The organism is Kosakonia sp. S57 (genome assembly GCF_016516575.1).
Taxonomy (GTDB): domain Bacteria; phylum Pseudomonadota; class Gammaproteobacteria; order Enterobacterales; family Enterobacteriaceae; genus Kosakonia; species Kosakonia cowanii.
Map to the genome: position 1 here is coordinate 1 of NZ_JACVUL010000004.1, position 14,205 is coordinate 14,205.

Consider the following 14,205-nt stretch of genomic DNA (forward strand, 5'->3'; position numbering starts at 1 on the left):
GGCGCAGGCCAACCAGGTTCCGCAGACCATGCTGTCCCTGCTGCGTTAATTACGCAATGTCTGATAAAACCCGGCCTGGCCGGGTTTTTTTTTGCCATTTTTTATCCGGGCAAACGCCGGGAATGGGGGCATTTTGCATGCTTCATCGGATATTGAGCCAGGCTGACTTCGTTATACGATATGTCAATTTCCCACCGCTCAGCATCACGGTATAAGGTACATATTTGATGTCTAAGAAAAATCCTGCGCTAGTTAGCATCATTATTCCAACCTATAAAACGACATGGTTTGAAGAGACGCTTGCCAGTGCAGTGAATCAGGATTATCCCAATTGCGAAATTATTGTCAGCGATGATTCACCGTTTGGTGAGCCAGAACAGATCGTTGAACGCTTTAAAGCGAAGAGTCGCCATCCGATTCGCTATTTTCGTAACCAGCCGGCGTTGGGCGATATTGGTAACTACAACCATTGCTTTCTTGAAAGCAAAGGGGAGTACGTCAAATTATTTGCCGATGATGATCTGCTCGCGCCATCCTGCGTGTCGAAACTGGTGGACGCTATTGAAGCGCGTGAAGATATCCGCATCGCGACCTCCCGCCGCCAGCGTATTAATGCTGAAGGGCTCATCCAGGAAGATATTTTCGCGACTGCCTCGCCGGTCAACGTCGATAGCGTCATTCATGGCGAGGATATTTTAGCGTTTCAGAGCCGTGGCATCGTGAACTTTATCGGTGAACCCTGTACGGTTCTTATGTATCGTGAAGATATCGTGGCATTAATTGACTCGCCGGATAGCTGGTACAAAATTGATGGCCAGGTAATGGAATTCCTGGAAGATTTAACTTTTTACACCAAAATTCTGACCCATAGCCACCTGGCCTACCTCGCAGAACCGCTGAGTTTCTTCCGTATTTCACGCCAGCAAAAAAGCGAAAGCGGCAGGGCGCAGGATCCGCGTGCGCAAAATAGCCACGACACCTATTTGAAATTCGCCAGCGCATACACTGAGCAACATGCACTCGATCCGGCGAAGGGCGTGCGTATCGCGCCGCTTTATTCTGACGACGCGTTTCGCTATGCCCATATTCGCGAAACGATGGGGTTATCGCTGAAGGAAAATTATTTCCAGCGCTGGTTGGCGGAGCGAAGAGTACTGCCGATCCAGCGCAAGCTGATCAATGATTTTATCGAGGCTGGCCAGTTGCAGCGCACGCTAACGGTAATCATTGATGGTACGCAAGCGACCGAAGCTGACATCGTCGCGACCTATGATTCGCTGCTGGCGCAGCATCTGCAGGGTGTCAAATTTGAAGTCGTGGTTGTTGGTGAGAGTGACGTGCAGGGCGTACGTCATTACCCTGCGCAATCCAACCCCATCGCAGCGATAAATAGCGTGCTGGCAGAAACGCAGGGTGAATGGGTGATCTGCGTAACTGCCGGGGTAACCTTTCATCCGGGCGGTTTAAACGCACTGGAAACCACGCTCGGCCAGGCGGGTGAGCTGCTTGCCGTCTACTGCGATGAAACGGGCTTCATTGACCAACATCTGATCAGTGCCAGGTTCCGCCCCGATTTCAATTTCGATTTACTCCTCAGCGCACCATACAATATGGCGCACCACTGGCTGTGGCGTCGTGAACTCCTGCAGGCGGTTAACGGTTTTGATGAGAACTATCCGCGAGCCTTTGAATTAAATCTGGCGTTAAAAATCGTCGAAACGCAGGGGTTCAATTCAATCGGTCATCTGGCGGAACCGCTGCTGAATGTCCCCTTTGATCTGCAAGCGAATGCCGATGAAGTCAGGGCTATCCAGCAACATCTGGCAAACCGTGGCTACAATGACGCGCAGATTGAACTGACATCGCAGGGTAACTACCGACTTCATTACGGTCACGCAATGACACCGGTCGTGTCGATAGTGATTGTGGCAGATAACGATCTCGCGTCGCTTGTGGCCTGTGTCATGTCGCTGATTGAAAATACCCGCTGGCTTAACTATGAGCTGGTCATGGTCGTTAGCGACACGATAGGGCCGGAAGGTGATAACTGGCTGGCCTCGGTTGTTGCGGTTGATGAGCAGCGTGTCAACGTGCAGCGCTACCACGGTAATTTGCACTATGCACAGCGTGTCAACCTTGGCGCGAGCATCGCGCGTGGCGAATACCTTGTGCTGGTAAACGCCCTGACGGCGTTTATTGATAAGAACTGGCTCCACGAGTTGATGAACCACGCGCTGCGCCCTGAAGTGGGCATCGTCGGTGGTAAGCAGGTCTACGCAGACGGTACGGTAAGCAACGCCGGCTATGTGTTGGGAATGAACGGCGTCGTCGGCGACGCTTTCCTGGGCACCAACGATACGCATAACGGGTTGATGTCACGGCTTCATGCGGTACAGAACTACAGCGCTGTTTCCGGTGATTTTATGCTGGTGCGACAGGAACTGTTCGCCGCGCTACAAGGTTTTGACGAATCGATGACGCTCTATAGCGACGTTGATTTCTGTTTACGTTCGCGCGAGGCAGGTTTCCTGACCGTCTGGACGCCATATGCCAAACTCCTGCGCTCGGTTGAAAAGCGCCAGAGTGAAGAGAGCGAAGAGATTGCGCCCGTTTCACCGCAGGTAGATCACGAAGAAGATCGGTTTTATAGCCGCTGGATGCCGCTGATCACAAACGATCCGGCCTACAGCCCGCACCTCTCTTTAAGCAGTAACCATTTCAATGTCTGTCCCGACAGCCATTTGAGTTGGCGCCCGCTGGGCTGGAATCCTCTGCCAGTGGTGCTGGCGCATATGGGTGATTTCTTCGGTTGCGGCAACTATCGCATTATCAAGCCTTTTGAAGCGATGCGCGATCACGGCCTGGTCGATGGTAAGTTACAGACCAACCTGTTGAGCGTCCCGTACCTTGAGCGTTATAAGCCAGATAGCATCGTTTTCCAGCGCCAGATAACCCCGGAATATCATCAATGGGCAACAAAAATCGCCCAGCATAACTCGGCATTTAAAGTCTTCGAACTGGACGACTACCTGCCGAATATTCCGCTGAAAAATCATCACCGTAAGGATTTCGGTAACGATGTGTTGAAAATGGTGCGCAAAAGCCTCAGTTTCGCCGACCGCTTCGTCGTTTCGACCGCACCGTTGGCCGAGGCCTTTGCCGGTATGCATCCGGATATTGTGGTACGTAAGAACTGCTTATCGCTGGACTGGTGGGGGAATTTGCAAAGCTTGCGTCATCAAAGTAAAAAACCGCGTGTCGGTTGGGCGGGCGGTTCCAGCCATACCGGCGATTTAGAAATGATTTTTGACGTGGTTAAAGCCTTTGCCGATCGGGTTGATTGGGTCTTCTTCGGTATGTGTCCGCCAAAACTGCGTCCTTACGTCAAGGAGTTCCATCTTGGCGTAGAGATTGGTCGTTATCCGGCGAAGCTGGCATCGTTAAATCTTGATCTGGCGTTAGCGCCTGTTGAGGATAATGCTTTCAACGTCTGTAAGAGTAACTTACGTTTGCTGGAGTACGGTGCGTGCGCAGTACCGGTCATTTGCAGTGATGTTGAGTGCTATCGTGATGACTTGCCCGTAACGCGTGTGAAGAACCGCTTTAAGGACTGGCATGAAGCGATCCTGATGCATCTGAACGATCCCGATACCAGCGAGAAACAGGGCAAAGCGCTGTATGAGGCGGTAATGCGCGATTTCACGCTTAATGAAGTTAAAGCGAGAGAGTGGGCTGCGGCATGGCTGCCGTAAATCCCAGCTAACAAAAAGCCGGTTAATGTTAACCGGCTTTTTTATGCCTCGCTATTGCCCCAGAGTATCTCAGGGGCGAAAGCTGTTGATCTTCTCTACCACATACTGCTGCTCGTCAACCGTCAGCACTGAAGAGAGCGGCAACGACAGCACCTCCTGATGCATCCTTTCCGTTTCCGGCAGGCTCAGGTTGTGGAACTGCGGGTATGCCGCTTGTTTATGCGGCGGGTGAGGATAGTGCACCAGTGTCTGAATGCCACAGTCGGCAAGCCACTTCTGTAAAGCGTCCCGCTCTGTGCAGCGCACCACAAAAAGATGCCAGACATGCGCTTCAGGGGCGTTCTCTTCCGGCAGGTGAATCAGTGGGTTAGTGATATGGTCGAGGTAGAAGCGGGCAACTGCGCGGCGAGCGGCGATCTCTTTTTCCAGATAACGAAGCTTAATGCGTAGCATGGCGGCCTGAATTTCATCAAGACGACTATTCACACCCTGGTAAATGTTTTCGTATTTCTTATGGGAACCATAATTGCGCAAAGCGCTAACGATCTGCTTCAACTGCTGGTCGCTGGTGGTGATAGCGCCTGCATCGCCCAACGCCCCGAGGTTTTTACCCGGATAGAAACTGAACGCTGCCGCATCGCCCCAATTTCCCGCTTTTGTGCCCTTGATGCTGGCGCCATGTGCCTGTGCGCTATCTTCTAATACCAGTAAACCGTGCTGGCGAGCGACGGCCATGATCTCTTCCATCGGTGCCAGCTGACCATATAAATGCACCGGTAAAACAACTTTGGTTTTGGCGGTAATATGGCGCTCAAGCGACTCGGCGGTAAGAGTAAATGTACGCGGGCAGGGTTCAACCAGTACGGGAGTAAGACCGGCCTGGGTGATGGCCAGAATTGAGGCGATAAAGGTATTGGCCGGGACAATGACCTCGTCACCATCCTGCACCTTTCCCATCTCTTTCCAGGCGCGCAGAACCAGGGTTAACGCATCCAGACCATTACCGACGCTGATGCAAAACGAAGTGCCACAGTAATCTGCAAACTCCTGTTCAAAGGCGGTCACCTCTTCGCCGCCAATATAATAACCAGACTGGATCACTTTCTGACAGGCGGCGACCAGCTCGGCCTCAATATTGGCGTTGATTTTTTGCAAGTCCAAAAACGTCACTTTCATTTGGTGTGCCCCGCGAGTGCTGAATAACTGAAAATAAGCTTTTGGCTGGTTTCACAGCCGAGGCTGGTTTTGAAGTTCATTAATCCTTCATTAGGCTGTGAATCAGCCGTAGAAATTCCAATATCGAGATAGCGCACACCGGTTTCAGCCGCCAGCAGATAGAGATGCTCGCACAACTTCACCACCGGTGATTCATTCCGGCAGTCGGGGTGTTCACCCCAGTAGAAGACATACAGCGTGGAGGCGTTAAGTTTTAACAGGATCGCCCCGGCAAGCAGCGTGTCATCACGCAGTAACTGCGCAAAAAACACGTCGTCTGCAAACCGTGTTTTAAGCGCGAAGAGGGCCTCCCAACTCATGGTCATCGGGTAGCCTTGCGCTTGCCGGTTTAGACGAATGACCTCGTAAACGTCCCGCATCTGCGCTTCGTTCTCCACCAGAGAAAACTCGGTTCCACTGCGATTTAGCTTGTTAAGCTCTTTACGTTTGGTATCGCTTAAGCGGCTGCGGAATGTAGCGTGATCGGCAAGAGCCAGGTGGAAGTTGAGCTCCCATGCATCAATCTGCCACTGCAAACGATAAAGCGTATTGTGCAGTTTGCTGTTGATCGTGCTGTTGAAGTAGAGCGGGGGTGTTTTCCACTGCAGGGCCGTGGCTTTTTCCTGGGAGATCAGGTGTTGGGTTATCTGCTGAATAAAGAGTTCAAGCTCGGCGCTGCTCAGGTTACTAATACTGTAGATATCACTGAATGCGCCGGTGACCGGGGTAAACCAGCGGTCGCGGCTCTGCGCTCTGGCAGCAAAATCCAGGGCAGCGATAACTTTGTTGGTCTGTAACTTTACCAGGCAGAAGATACGCAGTTCACAATTAAATGCCTGCTGCTGAAAATGGATAAAATCATCCCGATTAAACAGCGTAGTGCTATAACCTTCGTCTGCTATCGCCACGCTATAGTGTTGATCACGATAGATCTCAATCATCAATCGATTCCCTGTGTAGTGCCTTTGGATCCAGTTTTTTCAGTAATCTGGCAGGGCATCCGCCAATAACGGAATAATCATCGAAGGAGTCGGTAACAAAACTCTGTGCGGCGACGACGCAAAATTTCCCGAGCGTAACGCCAGGCATAATGATGGCGGATGCGCCAATCCAGCACTCATCACCGATGGTCACGGGTTCCGCCTGGATAGGATATACCTGCTGCAGGGCAGGGCTGGCATTCGGCCCGGAGTCAGACATGATATTGACGTTCTGCGCAATACTCACATTTTTACCAATCGTCACGCTGGCGTTAAAACCGTTGATCAACGTGTTCATGCCGATATAGCTGTTTTCTCCGATGCGCAGGATCGCTCTGGCAGAACCGAAAATGGAGCAGCGTTTCGCGATTTTTACCCCGTTGCCAAGTTCCACATTATTGACTGTGGTGCCTTCAGCGATGCTCGCCGTTCCTAATAAACGGATATTTTGATATTCCATCAGGTCACCTGTTCTTGTGGTCTACAAAACAGCGATACAGCGAGACAAAATAATTGAGATCAACCGTACATAAGTTGTGATGTAGCGGGATGAAAAAAGCTTTCTCACCATAAAAGATACTGGATTCAACACCGTGCTCCTGCATGAAGCATTTCAGCTCGGGCAAGTTAATCTCGTCAGGTGTCGTAAACATAAATACGGATGGCGTTTCATAAGGTTGCCATGCAAAACGCGGTGTACAACCCAATGGCTGAAATGCGGCTTCGAGCCACGCGTGATGCTCAATACGCTGTTGTCGCCACTTATCTATTAATGGGATCCCAGCAGAAATGACATTCTTGAGATAGCGCTCATTTTCAGCAGGTGTGTCAGAAAGGAGACGAAGCGGCTTTTTACTCAGTAATACGCCGCCATACTGGATTGGGAAATATTTCGGAAAACTGTAGATAGCATAATCACCACGTGGCTTATGCGGCGCGAGGGAGTGAAAGGCGTGCGCATAATCCTCAATGATCGATAAGCCGCTGGCGTAAAGACTCGCCATATCCGGATAGAGGCTACCAAACTCATGAATCACCAATACGGCGTCCGTATTGTCTGTGAGCGCGCGGTTCCACTGGCAAAAACGTTCGATTTCCCGCGTGACGCATCCGCTGGCATAGGTATTGCCGGAGGTGGTGAGAATGGTCACCACACTGTCTGGCTTAAGTGCCAGATCGGCTAACGCCAGCGCGATCGCCCCGCGGCCTTTCATCGTCCAGCTGGCTGAGTATCCCGGATAAAGCGCGGCGAAATATTCATCTGCAAGGTCACTGCGCGGATGTGAACTATTTAAGCCAATAGATGCCGTTGAGAAAGGGCTGATCCGATACGCAGGTTTCATAAACTGATCCTCAGTGAGGATCCATTGACTACTGTGCATTCGCACCTTCTTATTTTGCTATTTCTAAAAAATCACTATAGCTACGGATATAGTCGGTTTCATCATAGAGCTGGTCAGCAAGCACAAGCAGAACGCAATCTTCTGAGAAGTCATACATCTCTCGCCAAATGACAGAGTCAATCAACAGACCCTGCGCCGGGTTGTCGAGCAGTAATTCGATGCGTTCTTTACCGTTATCTAATAAAAAACGGCATGAACCGCGTACCGCGATGGCGACCTGCTTCAATTGACGATGCGCATGGCAACCGCGGCGAACATCCTCAAGCGTTTTAAACATGTAATAGACACGCTTAATCTCGAAGGGAATATTGTTTTCCTGTTCCAGAGCAACCAACGAGCCGCGTACGTCGCCGTGCGCTTGTAACTGCAAAAATTTAATATCCATTGCCTGAGAACCCGTAGAGATATTTTGAGAGGTATGAAAAAAGAGAGTATCACGCGGGTTGTGGAGCCAAAGTTGCAAATAAGCGAGGTTTAGCTAAGTTAATAAAGACATAAATATTGAGGTTGCTCCCATTGCATTTATTTAACCAATTATAAATCAATGACTTGAATAAGGATTATGCACGGCGCGAACGACGGATTTTTCCCTGGTGCAAATTATTTTTCTCAGAAAACGTACGACAATTGTTTGAAATATGGTCGCTTTTGCAGAAAAAAGTGGCATGTTGGCAAAATAAACTGATTTTTATGTCCCTATTCATCCAATCAAAATCACTACAGAATCGGATAATCACGCCGATAACTCAATTAACGCAGGGCCGTTTATCGTGAATTCACTCTATACCGCTGATGGTGTAATGGATAAACACTCGCTGTGGCAACGTTATGTTCCTCTAGTGCGTCATGAAGCATTGCGCCTGCAGGTGCGTTTGCCAGCAAGTGTGGAACTGGACGACCTGCTACAGGCGGGCGGCATCGGTCTATTGAATGCAGTAGATCGTTATGACGCTCTGCAAGGAACGGCATTTACCACTTACGCAGTACAGCGTATTCGTGGGGCGATGTTGGACGAGTTGCGCAGCCGCGATTGGGTGCCACGCAGTGTCCGACGTAATGCCCGCGAAGTGGCGCAGGCAATGGGGCAACTAGAGCAAGAGCTGGGACGTAACGCGTCGGAAACAGAAGTGGCGCAGCGTCTTGGTATTCCCGTTGAGGAGTACCGTCAGATGCTGCTCGATACGAACAATAGTCAGCTTTTCTCCTATGACGAATGGCGGGAAGAGCACGGCGACAGTATCGAGCTGGTGACGGAAGATCATCAACAGGAAAACCCGTTATTCCAGTTAATGGAGAGTAATTTACGCCACCGGGTGATGGAAGCGATTGAGTCGCTGCCCGAGCGTGAACAACTTGTCCTGACGCTGTACTACCAGGAGGAGCTGAATCTCAAAGAGATCGGTGCCGTACTGGAAGTCGGGGAATCGCGTGTCAGCCAGCTCCATAGCCAGGCCATTAAGCGCTTACGTACCAAGCTGGGTAAGTTATAGGTCGGTGATACTGCATCGCCCCTGGTAAATGCCGAACAACGCATTGACAACCAGGAGTTATCATGACGGTGCAGCAATCGAAAAGACGGCCATTAAGCCGCTACCTGAAAGACTTTAAACACAGCCAAACGCATTGTGCTCACTGCCACAAACTGCTCGACCGCATTACACTGGTACGCCGTGGCGAGATCGTCAACAAAATTGCGATTTCGCGACTGGACATGCTGCTGGATGAAGCCGCGTGGCTACAAGAGCAAAAAGAGTGGGTGGCACTCTGCCGCTTTTGTGGCGATCTGCACTGCAAAGAGCAGAGCGACTTCTTCGATATCATCGGCTTTAAACAATACCTCTTCGAACAGACTGAGATGAGCCACGGTACGGTGCGCGAATATGTCGTGCGACTTCGCCGCCTCGGTAACCATCTCACTGAACTGAATATCTCCCGCCAACTGCTGGAAGAGGGGTTCCTTGATGAGAACCTCGAACCCTGGCTTCCTGCGACCAGCACCAACAATTACCGCATCGCTTTGCGCAAATATGCTCAGTTTAAAGCCCAACAACGCTTTACTGGCGCGCAAAAGATCGCTGTCGGCGCGACATCTGATATATATTAAAAAAGAATGTGTTATCAGGCCGCGGCTGGGCTTAGCGCTCAGACGCGGCGCGCTATAGCGAATCTCTTAGTGGGGGAAGAATGAAACTAGCACTTTTGGGTCGTCAGGCATTGATGGGTGTTATGGCTGTCGCGCTGGTGGCCGGTATGAGCGTCAAAACCTTTGCCGCAGAAAATCTGCTGAACAAAGTTAAAGAGCGCGGCACATTATTAGTTGGGCTGGAAGGCACCTATCCGCCGTTCAGCTTTCAGGGTGATGATGGCAAGCTGACCGGGTTTGAAGTGGAGTTCGCCGAAGCCCTGGCGCAGCATCTGGGCGTAAAAGCGTCGCTGAAGCCGACGAAATGGGACGGCATGCTGGCCTCGCTGGACTCAAAGCGCATCGACGTGGTGATAAACCAGGTCACCATCTCTGATGAGCGCAAGAAAAAGTATGACTTCTCAACGCCATACACCGTTTCCGGTATTCAGGCGCTGGTGAAAAAAGGCAATGAAGGCAGCATCAAAACGCCTGCCGATCTGAAAGGTAAGAAAGTCGGTGTTGGTCTTGGCACCAACTACGAAGAGTGGCTGCGCAAAAACGTGCAGGGCGTCGACATTCGTACCTATGATGATGACCCGACCAAATACCAGGATCTGCGCGTAGGCCGTATTGATGCCATTCTGGTCGACCGCCTGGCGGCGCTGGATCTGGTGAAGAAAACCAAAGATACGCTGGCGGTCGCCGGTGATGCTTTCTCCCGTCAGGAGTCTGGCGTGGCGGTGCGCAAAGGTAATGATGACCTGCTGAAAGCGATCGATGCGGCCATTGCCGAGATGCAGAAAGATGGCACCATGAAGGCGCTGTCGGAAAAATGGTTCGGCGCAGATGTAACGAAGTAATCGTGCTCTGCTAAAAAAAGGCGCTTAATCAAGCGCCTTTTTTATTGCGGCGGATATTTCCGTGCATAATAAATCCATTACGTATCTTTGCGGCTTCAGGAGGTTGTATGCCCTTACACAATTTAACCCGTTTTCCTCGCCTTGAGTTTATCGGCGCGCCGACGCCGCTCGACTATTTGCCGCGCTTATCGGATTACGTTGGACGCGACATTTATATTAAACGCGATGATGTGACGCCGCTGGCAATGGGCGGCAACAAGCTGCGCAAGCTGGAATTTCTCGCTGCCGATGCGCTGCGCGAAGGCGCCGATACGCTGGTTACCGCGGGCGCAATCCAGTCTAACCACGTGCGCCAGACGGCGGCGGTCGCGGCGAAGCTCGGCCTGCACTGCGTCGCGCTGCTGGAAAACCCGACCGGAACCCGTGCGGAAAACTACCTCACCAATGGCAACCGCCTGCTGCTCGATCTCTTTAATGCGCAAATTGAGATGTGCGACGCGCTTACCGACCCCGCAGCTCAGCTGAGCGAACTGGCAACGCGCATTGAAGCGCAGGGCTTTCGCCCCTATGTTGTGCCGGTGGGCGGCTCTAACGCGCTGGGGGCGATGGGTTACGTCGAGAGCGCGCTGGAGATCGCACAGCAGTGTGAAGGCGTGCTCGGTCTCTCCTCGGTGGTGGTCGCCTCCGGCAGCGCCGGTACCCATGCCGGGCTGGCGGTGGGGCTGGAACAGCTGATGCCGGACGTAGAGCTGATTGGCGTTACCGTCTCGCGCAGCGTCGCGGAGCAAAAACCGAAAGTAGTGACGCTGCAACAGGAGATTGCCCGTCAGCTTGAGCTGCAAGCACAGGCGGATATCCAGCTGTGGGATGAGTACTACGCGCCAGGCTACGGGCTGCCGAATGATGAAGGGATGGAAGCGGTAAAACTGCTGGCGCGCCTTGAAGGGATCCTGCTCGATCCGGTTTATACCGGCAAAGCGATGGCCGGCCTGCTTGATGGCATCGAGCAGAAGCGCTTTAAAGATAACGGCCCTATTTTGTTTGTGCATACGGGCGGCGCACCGGCGCTTTTTGCCTACCATCCTCACCTTTAACGCAGGCAGAAAAACCAGAATGCAAGAGAGCCTACAACTCGTTATCGACTCCGCCCCCTATTTACTAAAGGGCGCGGTCTTCACGCTACAGCTCAGTATCGGCGGCATGTTTTTTGGCCTGCTGCTTGGCTTTTTACTGGCGCTGATGCGCATGTCGAAGCTGCTGCCGCTGCGCTGGCTGGCGCGTTTCTATATCTCTGTATTTCGCGGTACGCCACTTATCGCCCAGCTGTTTATGATCTACTACGGTCTGCCGCAGTTCGGTATCGAACTCGACCCGATCCCGTCGGCGATGATTGGCCTGTCGCTCAATACGGCGGCCTACGCGGCAGAAACCCTGCGTGCGGCGATCTCCTCGATCGATAAAGGGCAGTGGGAAGCGGCGGCCAGTATCGGCATGACGCCGTGGCAAACGCTGCGCCGCGCCATTCTCCCGCAGGCGGCGCGCGTGGCGCTGCCACCGCTCAGTAACAGCTTTATTAGCCTGGTGAAAGACACCTCGCTGGCGGCGACCATTCAGGTGCCGGAGCTATTTCGCCAGGCGCAGCTTATCACCTCGCGTACGCTGGAGGTCTTCACCATGTATCTGGCAGCATCGCTCATTTACTGGGTGATGGCGACGGTGCTCTCGACGTTACAGAACTACTTTGAAAACCAGCTTAACCGGCAGGAGCAGGATCCGAAATGAGCGCAATCGATGTAAAAAACCTGGTGAAGAAGTTCCAGGGGCAGACGGTGCTGCACGGTATCGATCTGCAGGTGGAAGAGGGCGAAGTGGTGGCGATCATCGGCCCGAGCGGCTCGGGGAAAACCACGCTGCTGCGCTGTATTAACCTGCTTGAGCAACCGGAGAGCGGCTCTGTTCGTGTCGGGAGTATCACCATCGACGCCACCCGCTCTGTCGGTCAGCAGAAAAGCGCCATCCGCGAACTGCGTCAGCATGTCGGTTTTGTGTTCCAGAACTTCAACCTCTTTCCCCACCGCACGGTGCTGGAAAACATTATTGAAGGCCCGGTGATTGTTAAAGGCGAACCGAAGGAGGAGGCACTGGCACGAGCACGTGAACTGTTAGCGAAAGTGGGGCTGAGCGGCAAAGAGAACAGCTATCCGCGCCGTCTGTCCGGCGGTCAGCAGCAGCGTGTGGCGATAGCCCGCGCGCTGGCAATGCGCCCGGATGTGATCCTCTTTGACGAACCTACCTCGGCGCTCGATCCTGAACTGGTGGGCGAAGTGTTAAACACTATTCGTCAACTGGCGCAGGAGCGACGCACCATGGTGATCGTTACCCATGAGATGAGCTTTGCCCGCGATGTCGCAGACCGGGCGATTTTTATGGATCAGGGTCGCATTGTAGAGCAGGGTGCGGCGAAAACGCTGTTTGCCGAACCACAGCAGGCGCGCACGCAGCAGTTCCTTGAAAAATTCCTCACCCAGTAAAGCAGATCGCGCGATTCAGCAGTGCCGGGCGCTGAATCGCGACGATTTTACTTAAAGCCTTTATTAAAGTAACCAATTAGCCCACCTATGCCAGGGAAATAATGTTGTCTTTTACGCCTTATTTCCCGCTGCTCGCCGTGCTTTAATTCGGCAATAAAGTGAACTCCTTACCAATTATCCCGATATTTTATATTTATAATTAAGTTTTATGTGTTAGCTTATTGTATACAAAAATATGATTAATAAATGCAGGGGTATTACCGGTCGGTATGCAGCAAAAAGATTTTTTAACCTGGCGTCGTGAAATGATTTCGCGTTTTCAGGAAATGACTGTGGCACAGGACGTTTATACGGAGATTCAGCAGCAGACACAGCTGTTGGAGTTTGATTATTACTCGCTTTGCGTGCGGCATCCGGTGCCTTTCACCCGGCCGAAGCTGAGCGTGGAAACCTCATATCCGCCTGGATGGATGGAGCACTATCAGGCAGAGAATTACTTCGCTGTCGATCCGGTGCTGAAGCCTGAAAACTTCATCCAGGGACACTTGCCGTGGAACGATAAACTCTTTCATGATGCGATGACATTGTGGGACGCCGCACGCGACCACGGCCTGCGCAAAGGGGTTTCGCAGTGTTTAATGCTGCCTAACCATGCGCTCGGTTTTCTGTCCGTTTCGCGCTCCAGCCTGTTTGGCAAGACGATGGCCGACGATGAAATAGAGATGCGTTTGCAGACGCTGGTGCAGTTGAGCCTGTTGGCACTGACGCGCCTCGCGGACCATACGGTGATGACACCGGAGATGAAATTCAGTAAACGCGAGCGCGAAATTCTGAAGTGGACGGCAGAGGGGAAAACCTCGGCGGAAATAGCGATGATTCTCTCTATCTCCGAAAACACGGTCAATTTCCACCAGAAGAATATGCAGAAGAAATTTAACGCGCCGAATAAAACGCAAATTGCCTGCTATGCGGCGGCAACGGGAATAATTTAATAGAGAATGCGACGGAAGTCGCAAAGTGATTCCGGCTGTCAGAGCGCCTGACAGCCGGCGAGTAATTACTGGCGGTAAGCTTGTTTAATTTGCTTAACGGTGCTGGAAAATACGTCGGCCTGAGCTTCATCTTCCATCTGTGCAATTAATCTTTCCATTTTAATAATCACGCGGCCTGCATCCGCCTGGCCCATCGCTTGCAGCATCAGGGTAATCATCGACTTCAGGCAAGCGACTTCCTGCGCCAGTTCTTTTGCATTTTCGGCGGTAGTGAAATCAGGTGTGCTCAATTTATTTTCCTCATTACATTGTCACGGAGTTCCGCGACGATTGCTGTTAAGGCCGCG

Annotated in this window: 14 protein-coding genes; 8 read left to right on the forward strand and 6 right to left on the reverse strand. The window is 52.0% G+C overall.

Annotation, left to right across the window (positions count from 1 at the left end):
• Positions 1-227 precede the first annotated feature (227 nt).
• The gene (locus IAE48_RS04665; RefSeq protein ID WP_200133640.1) at positions 228-3,752 is read left to right on the forward strand and encodes a glycosyltransferase; all 3,525 of its coding nucleotides are present in this window, start codon (positions 228-230) and stop codon (positions 3,750-3,752) included.
• Positions 3,753-3,821: 69 nt separating this feature from the next.
• On the opposite strand, the gene IAE48_RS04670 is transcribed toward IAE48_RS04665, so the two are convergent.
• Genes IAE48_RS04670 through IAE48_RS04690 form a run of 5 tightly spaced genes read right to left on the reverse strand, consistent with a single transcriptional unit; the run spans position 3,822 to position 7,735 of the window.
• Complete coding sequence (locus IAE48_RS04670; protein WP_200133641.1) at positions 3,822-4,928, reverse strand: DegT/DnrJ/EryC1/StrS aminotransferase family protein; 1,107 nt, start codon at positions 4,926-4,928, stop codon at positions 3,822-3,824.
• Positions 4,925-5,908 (reverse strand): GNAT family N-acetyltransferase, encoded by a 984-nt coding sequence (locus tag IAE48_RS04675; protein WP_200133642.1) that lies wholly within the window; start codon positions 5,906-5,908, stop codon positions 4,925-4,927. The genes IAE48_RS04670 and IAE48_RS04675 overlap by 4 nt, the downstream gene beginning before the upstream one ends.
• Positions 5,901-6,407 (reverse strand): DapH/DapD/GlmU-related protein, encoded by a 507-nt coding sequence (locus IAE48_RS04680; RefSeq protein WP_200133643.1) that lies wholly within the window; start codon positions 6,405-6,407, stop codon positions 5,901-5,903. Before IAE48_RS04680 ends, IAE48_RS04675 begins: the two co-directional genes overlap by 8 nt.
• 4 nt (positions 6,408-6,411) lie before the next feature.
• Entirely contained in the window at positions 6,412-7,290 is an 879-nt protein-coding gene (locus IAE48_RS04685) for a hypothetical protein (protein WP_200133644.1), read from the reverse strand.
• A gap of 49 nt (positions 7,291-7,339) precedes the next feature.
• On the reverse strand, positions 7,340-7,735 hold the full coding sequence (locus IAE48_RS04690) for an FdtA/QdtA family cupin domain-containing protein (protein WP_128482706.1): 396 nt from the start codon (positions 7,733-7,735) through the stop codon (positions 7,340-7,342).
• Between the two features lie 385 nt (positions 7,736-8,120).
• Here IAE48_RS04690 and IAE48_RS04695 point away from each other — a divergent pair, with 385 nt between their 5' ends.
• The 7 genes from IAE48_RS04695 (at position 8,121) to sdiA (ending at position 13,858) form a co-directional block, all read left to right on the forward strand.
• A complete protein-coding gene (locus tag IAE48_RS04695) occupies positions 8,121-8,840 on the forward strand; it encodes an RNA polymerase sigma factor FliA (RefSeq protein WP_023480141.1) in 720 nt (239 codons plus the stop codon).
• Between the two features lie 62 nt (positions 8,841-8,902).
• Positions 8,903-9,454, forward strand: a complete 552-nt coding sequence (fliZ, locus tag IAE48_RS04700; RefSeq protein WP_042717714.1) for a flagella biosynthesis regulatory protein FliZ — start codon at positions 8,903-8,905, stop codon at positions 9,452-9,454.
• 80 nt (positions 9,455-9,534) lie between these two features.
• On the forward strand, positions 9,535-10,335 hold the full coding sequence (gene tcyJ / locus IAE48_RS04705) for a cystine ABC transporter substrate-binding protein (protein ID WP_124967959.1): 801 nt from the start codon (positions 9,535-9,537) through the stop codon (positions 10,333-10,335).
• A 107-nt stretch (positions 10,336-10,442) separates the two neighbouring features.
• Complete coding sequence (dcyD, locus tag IAE48_RS04710) at positions 10,443-11,429, forward strand: D-cysteine desulfhydrase (RefSeq protein WP_200133645.1); 987 nt, start codon at positions 10,443-10,445, stop codon at positions 11,427-11,429.
• Positions 11,430-11,448: 19 nt separating this feature from the next.
• Complete coding sequence (tcyL, locus tag IAE48_RS04715) at positions 11,449-12,117, forward strand: cystine ABC transporter permease (protein WP_076770078.1); 669 nt, start codon at positions 11,449-11,451, stop codon at positions 12,115-12,117.
• Complete coding sequence (gene tcyN, locus IAE48_RS04720; RefSeq protein WP_200133646.1) at positions 12,114-12,866, forward strand: L-cystine ABC transporter ATP-binding protein TcyN; 753 nt, start codon at positions 12,114-12,116, stop codon at positions 12,864-12,866. The genes tcyL and tcyN overlap by 4 nt, the downstream gene beginning before the upstream one ends.
• A gap of 269 nt (positions 12,867-13,135) precedes the next feature.
• A complete protein-coding gene (gene sdiA, locus IAE48_RS04725) occupies positions 13,136-13,858 on the forward strand; it encodes a transcriptional regulator SdiA (RefSeq protein WP_042712095.1) in 723 nt (240 codons plus the stop codon).
• Positions 13,859-13,923: 65 nt separating this feature from the next.
• Here sdiA and IAE48_RS04730 read toward each other — a convergent pair whose 3' ends face one another.
• Entirely contained in the window at positions 13,924-14,148 is a 225-nt protein-coding gene (locus tag IAE48_RS04730) for a DUF2594 family protein (protein ID WP_042712094.1), read from the reverse strand.
• Between the last annotated feature and the right edge of the window lie 57 nt (positions 14,149-14,205).